The sequence below is a fragment of the Microvirga tunisiensis genome (assembly GCF_009296175.1).
Taxonomy (GTDB): domain Bacteria; phylum Pseudomonadota; class Alphaproteobacteria; order Rhizobiales; family Beijerinckiaceae; genus Microvirga; species Microvirga tunisiensis.
On record NZ_VOSK01000366.1, the window covers coordinates 1 to 5,533 of the forward strand.

The following is a 5,533-nucleotide window of genomic DNA, read 5'->3' on the forward strand; positions in this document are numbered from 1 at the left end:
TTCGAAGCGGTGCGGGATCTGCAAGTGGATTGATCCCCATTGGACGGGGCCTCGGTACCAGATGCGAAGTCCGCAGCACGAGCTTGGCGGTGTCAAACCGTCAAAATCACTGTGCTAAGGATCTAGACGCATGATGACTATGCGGCCGGCACGAAGGTCCGCTTACGACCGGCTCATGAATGTCCGCTTCTGGCAGATTGCGTTGAAAAAGTTCTCGTGATTGGCGACGGATCGTGATTCCCTGATGAGGCGTTCTCAGCCGGAGGATCGGGCCATGATGGGCGAGCGTCTCGTGATGCAGGAGAGCCTGTTCTACGAGTTCCGGCTTGAGGACCATGGTCCCTGCAATCACCTGCTGCGGCGTATCGACCGCTTTGTCGACTGCTCCGGGCTGCGCCAGCGTCTGGCCGGCTACTACAGTGCCACCGGCCGGCCCTCTGTTGATCCCGAGCTGATGATCCGCATGCTGCTGATCGGCTACTGCCTCGGCATCCGCTCTGAGCGACGGCACTGTGAGGAGCTCCCCAAGAACCCAGCCACTCCATCGTATGGACCGATGACCTTCGCCCTTGTTGCTGCGGGAGCTTCCATGACTGCCTCCTCCAGGGAGACAGAACTGGTCAGGATTGCTGCACTTGGTGAATGCACTTCCCGCCCCACGTAGGTGTCAAGCGAGATCGCGAAGGTCACTCAGTCAGGCGCGGGCGGTTACGTCAGAGATGAAGCAAAAGTTCAGGGTAAAAGGCGCAGTTTGAATGAGCCGGACCTTAGTCGATGCAGTAGGAGGCCCACCTCTAGGTTCTTTGGAGGCGCAGGCAACAGAGTGCGGCGTTCGTCCGACTTGAACGGCGAGGAACAGGTCAAGCTTCGAAGCATTGCCTTTATACTGGTCAAGGGCACTCCTTATGCGCGATCATCCTCTGAAGAGCGCCTTGGCTCTTCCCCTTCTAGCCCTGCTCTTGGGAGCTTGCCAGACCGATACCGGAACAGGGGTTGCCTCCGGGGTCGCGGGCGGTGCTGTCATAGGCGCAATCGTAGGCGGTCCGGTCGGCGCGGCTGTCGGCGGTGTAGCGGGTGCAGCGGTAGGGGGAATCCTAACCGCTGACGAGACAAGGCGGGTCCGCACCTATGTGGCCGCGCAACGCAGCCCCTCGATCCGGGTTGCTGAACCGGTGACAGTGGGGCAACCTGCGCCACAGGGCGCACGGCTTGCGCCGCTCCCGGCCAGCGTCGGCCTTCGAAATCCCTATCGCTACACGGTTGTGAATGACCGGACCGTGTTGGTCGATCCGCGCACCCGTAAGATCATCGAGATCATCAACTGAGCGTCTCGTCAGATCGATATTGGAGGGCACGGCTCTCTGGGCCTCAGAGGCAGCAGAAAAAGCCGAAGGGGCCGTAACAGCCCCTTCGTCACGAGCAATGCTCCTACCGAGCGTATTTGAACTCGGGAGCCGCCTTTAGCTGATCCTTGGTCATGTTCGTTGTCAGCATCGCATGATCGGGAGCCGAACGGGCCGCATTGTCAGCGCTCCGGTCGGTCGCCACCGTGCCGGTGGCGGTCGGTGCAGCCGGGCTGGCCGCCCCCGGAGCCGTTGCGGTAGCTCTTGGAGTGGCCGGGGCATTCGGATCGGTCGTGGTGGCTGTGGTTGCCACAACACGCGGCTCGTTCACGAGTTTGATCTGGTCAAAGGGAATGGCCACATCGCGCTCGCCGATGCCCAGGAAGCCGCCGACGCCCACGACCACGGCTTGGATTTTGCCGCTGCTGTCCACGAGCAGTTCGCTGATGTCGCCGATCTTCTCGTTGTTCTGGTTATAGATATCCAGCCCTTCCAGCTTGGAGGCCCGCCATTGCCCTGGCTGCTCCTGGGTCATCCAGTTGCCCGCGTTCATCTGCGCGGGGGCTGCCGTTGAACCGGCAGGAGGAGCCGTGGCCGAGCCTGCGGGCGGGCTGGTTTGAGCCAGAGCCGGAGCGGCAATCAGAATTGTACCAAGAAGAGCTAACGCAAGGTGCTTCGCAAACATGTGTTCCTCCATCGGTCGTTCTTGCGCCACGCGGCGCATACCATAACAACGGGAGGCCAAGCCCCTTCGTTCGGCTCAACTCTCTTTCTTCCGAGCGAGGAACTGGCACAGGTGGGGCGACATTGCCCTGTACAGCATGATTTCTCCTGCAACTCTAACCCCGTCCGCAGACGGGGTTAGAGTTGCAATCCGTCTGCCTCGACGTTGCTCACTGCCATAATCCTTCGCAAGGCTGAGTTAGGAGGGTGATGTGACCGACACGACCGTGGTAAAGGTGAGCAGTGCATACTCGCCGACTGGCGACCAAGGCGAGGTCTGCCTCGCATCAGGCAAACGGGTCTCCATGCGGCTGTGGCGGGATGAGGAACCGACCCAGGACAAGCCCTCGCATAAGCACGAGTACGAGGTGGTTGGCTACGTCATCTCCGGACGGGCTGAACTGGAGATCGCGGGGCAGACCGTACGGCTGGAGCCGGGAGACTCCTGGGTGGTGCCCGCCGGGTCTGAGCATACCTATCGTATTCTGGAGACGTTCACCGCAGTCGAAGCGACCGCTCCTCCTGCTCAGGTACATGGCCGCGAGCAGTCTTAGCGTCACTGCGCCAACCGCCACGGTTAGCTGTACTTGACTCCTTTCACGCTTTTGAGTGCCTTATTGCACCGCTCAATGTGATCGCGAGCCCGCCGTTGCATCTCAACGGTATTGTGGCAGGGTTCATCGACCTCTTGCTTGCAGAATGGACAGATCATCGGACCGACCTCTCTGGTGACGGGGCGTGTCAGGCCAACAGCGGTGCGGGATCAGAGTTCCCATGTGTGACTTCACAGTTCGATAGCAAGGATCGCTGTCAGCGGACGCATTGTCGGTGGAATCTTGCGTATGAGGCACCAAGCATCACTAAGCATCACTCCAGACGCTCTTTGTGCATGAAGCCTCAGCATCTCTGTCATCAAAAAGCCAAGGTATCTGCTCTTGCTCTCACCATGAGCAAAGCCCCAAAGCGCCCGAGCCAACGTGATGACCTCAGACGGCAGGATGACGAGGCTGGTGCGCAACAGCCAAAATCCTCCGCCCGTAAGCCGCGCGCCGCTTCGAAACGCAAGGCAGACACAGTTCTGGACTCCCTGGCCGCTGAGATTCCCAACGGGATAATGGAAGGTCCAGAAGGTACCCCCGTTTCCAGCCTTCCGCCCGCACAAGGCGACACGCTCGCCAGAGACGGCAGCTTGGTCGCTGAAGGCCATCAGAACGGGCCGGATCGGCTAAGCCCCCACAGCAGGATCAGGGACGAGGTCGAGCAACCAGTGCAGATGGTCGCATTGGCGGATGATCTTGCTCCAACAGAGCCCAAGCAGGATGTTGCTAGCGATCTCCCCCGGCCCAGCGAAGAGGCAGCGTTGCGAGCCAACCAGAGGCCAGGATCAACACAGCACCACCCCATCGCCCATGACCTCCAATCGGAGAGCCGTGAGGATGGTAAAAGCTCATCCCGCATTGCTCCGGAAAGTACAGTTCAACGAGCGATACGGGTGTGGAGTCCCCGCCTTCAGACTGCATCGGATTGTGAGGAGTGCCTCGGGACGTGTGAAGGTCTGGAGGCACGAGAGGGCAGCGCGCAGGGCTCATGAGAGCCACGAGGCTCAGGCTTCAGCAAACCCCATCTACATCCTTGCTGCCATCACTCTTGGCATTCCGGCTTTGCTGCTGATCCCGCTGATCGGGATGAACCCCGGAGTCCAGGAAGGGACCTTCACCACCGTTGTGACCTTCCTCGTCGTCTCTGCGTTTGTCACGGCTGTGGTGTTCGAGATCAAGAGGCTGGCTGATCAACCCTCAGATGCCAATCACCACTAAAGGAGGGAGGATCACACTTCGCGATCAGGAGAGAAGGCCGCGAGCAGACAGCGAGGCGCACTCCTCCATTCAAGCAAAGGGAGGTAACTTACGGCACTGCATTAGGGAAGCGGCATGATCCGGGTGGAGGCGCTCTTGGGCGTAACTGGCGCAATGAGCACCGCGTGTTCAAACCGACATAACGTCCAAATCGTGGGTCGCAAGAGACCTGCTGCCTCATAAGCAATGGATGGCACCCTTGGCTCGACACTTTTTGCGGCTATTCACCTCGCATTGTGGCCTTCCTACCAGCCGTAATAGCCGTAGGCCGGGCCGCCCCAGGAATAGCCGTACCGCACCGGCGCATAGCCGTAGTCGTACGTGATCGGGGCAGAGTACCGGACCACTCGCCACGTCCGATAGACTGGGGCCGGTACGTAATCATAGTCGTCATAGGTCCGCACCACGCGGGCGTGGTCACGGGCGCGTAGCCGGAGCTCGGGTAAGCATAAGCCGGATAGCTGTAGCCATAGGCGGGAGCCGCATAGGCGTTGGAGGTGGTCGCCCCGATCAGGCCGCCGACGGCAAGACCCGCGACGCCTGCCGCAACCACGGCGCTGGTGTTGCGGCGCGAGCGCGCTTCCGCATCCGTAGTAGCTATCATGGACCCCAAGCCAACTAAGGCCTGTGGACATTCAGACGACCTCAGGGATTCCCGCCGCGGTCGAAATTTGATTCAAGACTGCAAACTGGAGGTCAGTCTTGAATCGTTTGGTGCTGAAGGATGAGCAGTGGGCCCGCGTCGCGCCGTTGCTGCCCGGCAAGGCCGGTGATCCCGGTCGCTCGGGAGCAGATAACCGGCTGTTCCTGGAGGCGGTGCTGTGGATGGTGCGCACCGGGGCGCCCTGGCGGGACCTGCCCGAGATGTTCGGGAACTGGAACAGCGTGTTCCGGCGCTTTCGCCGGTGGGCGCAGACCAACGTACTCGAGCACGTCTTCCTCGCGCTCTCAGGAGCCTGATTTTGAGTACGCGCTCATCGACGGCACCATCATCCGCGTCCATCAGCACGGGACGGGCGCTAAAGGGGGACTTGTCGTCAGGCGATCGGGCGCTCCCGCGGCGGCCTGACCACCAAAATCGTGGCCCTGGTGGATGCGCTCGGCAACCTGGCGCACTTTCTGCTTCTGCCGGGGCAGCGCCATGACAGTGTCGGAGCCGAGCCCCTGCTCGAGGGGATCGAGATTGGCGCTCTGATCGCCGACAAAGGTTTCGACACTGATGCGCTACGCCAGGAACTGGATGCCCGTGGTGCGACCGCTGTCATCCCGCCCAAATCCAATCGTGCGCGCCAGATTGCGTGTGACTTTGCGATGTATCGCTGGCGGCATCTCGTCGAGAACTTCTTCTGCGCCTTGAAGCAGTTCCGCCGCATTGCCACGCGCTACGACAAGACCGATCAGAGCTTTGAGGCCATGATCTATCTCGCTGCCAGCTTCATGGCCCTCAAATGAATATCCACAGGCCTTAGGGCGACCGCCGTGAGAACTCTGATGTTCGTTGTCAATGAGCTTGGACGTGGGAGTGCGATCCCAGGGCGGGAGCCGGGTGTGGCAGGATGGAGCGATTGCGCAGGGCTGGCGGCAGAGCCGTCAAGACGACGGTTGAGCAAA

At 60.8% G+C, this 5,533-nt stretch carries 4 protein-coding genes and 2 pseudogenes; 5 read left to right on the forward strand and 1 reads right to left on the reverse strand.

All coding sequences use genetic code 11. The features are described 5' to 3' along the window. Positions 1 to 274: 274 nt before the first annotated feature. Together FS320_RS49980 and FS320_RS36735 are read left to right on the forward strand one after the other, a co-directional pair. Positions 275 to 538 (forward strand): annotated as a pseudogene (locus tag FS320_RS49980) (transposase); the annotation flags it as partial. A 367-nt stretch (positions 539 to 905) separates the two neighbouring features. Continuing rightward, a complete protein-coding gene (locus FS320_RS36735) occupies positions 906 to 1,325 on the forward strand; it encodes a DUF1236 domain-containing protein (RefSeq protein ID WP_152717262.1) in 420 nt (139 codons plus the stop codon). 103 nt (positions 1,326 to 1,428) lie between these two features. On the opposite strand, the gene FS320_RS36740 is transcribed toward FS320_RS36735, so the two are convergent. After that, positions 1,429 to 2,028, reverse strand: a complete 600-nt coding sequence (locus FS320_RS36740) for a PRC-barrel domain-containing protein (protein WP_152717263.1) — start codon at positions 2,026 to 2,028, stop codon at positions 1,429 to 1,431. A gap of 250 nt (positions 2,029 to 2,278) precedes the next feature. Between FS320_RS36740 and FS320_RS36745 the strand changes: the two genes are divergently transcribed. The 3 genes and pseudogenes from FS320_RS36745 to FS320_RS36760 all read left to right on the forward strand — a co-directional run bounded on the left by FS320_RS36745 (position 2,279) and on the right by FS320_RS36760 (position 5,374). Further along, a complete protein-coding gene (locus FS320_RS36745; protein WP_162003540.1) occupies positions 2,279 to 2,620 on the forward strand; it encodes a cupin domain-containing protein in 342 nt (113 codons plus the stop codon). An 855-nt stretch (positions 2,621 to 3,475) separates the two neighbouring features. After that, positions 3,476 to 3,883, forward strand: coding sequence for a hypothetical protein (locus FS320_RS36750; RefSeq protein ID WP_152717264.1), 408 nt, complete (start codon positions 3,476 to 3,478; stop codon positions 3,881 to 3,883). Between the two features lie 741 nt (positions 3,884 to 4,624). Beyond that, positions 4,625 to 5,374: pseudogene (locus tag FS320_RS36760) on the forward strand (IS5 family transposase). The last annotated feature ends 159 nt before the right edge of the window (positions 5,375 to 5,533 follow it).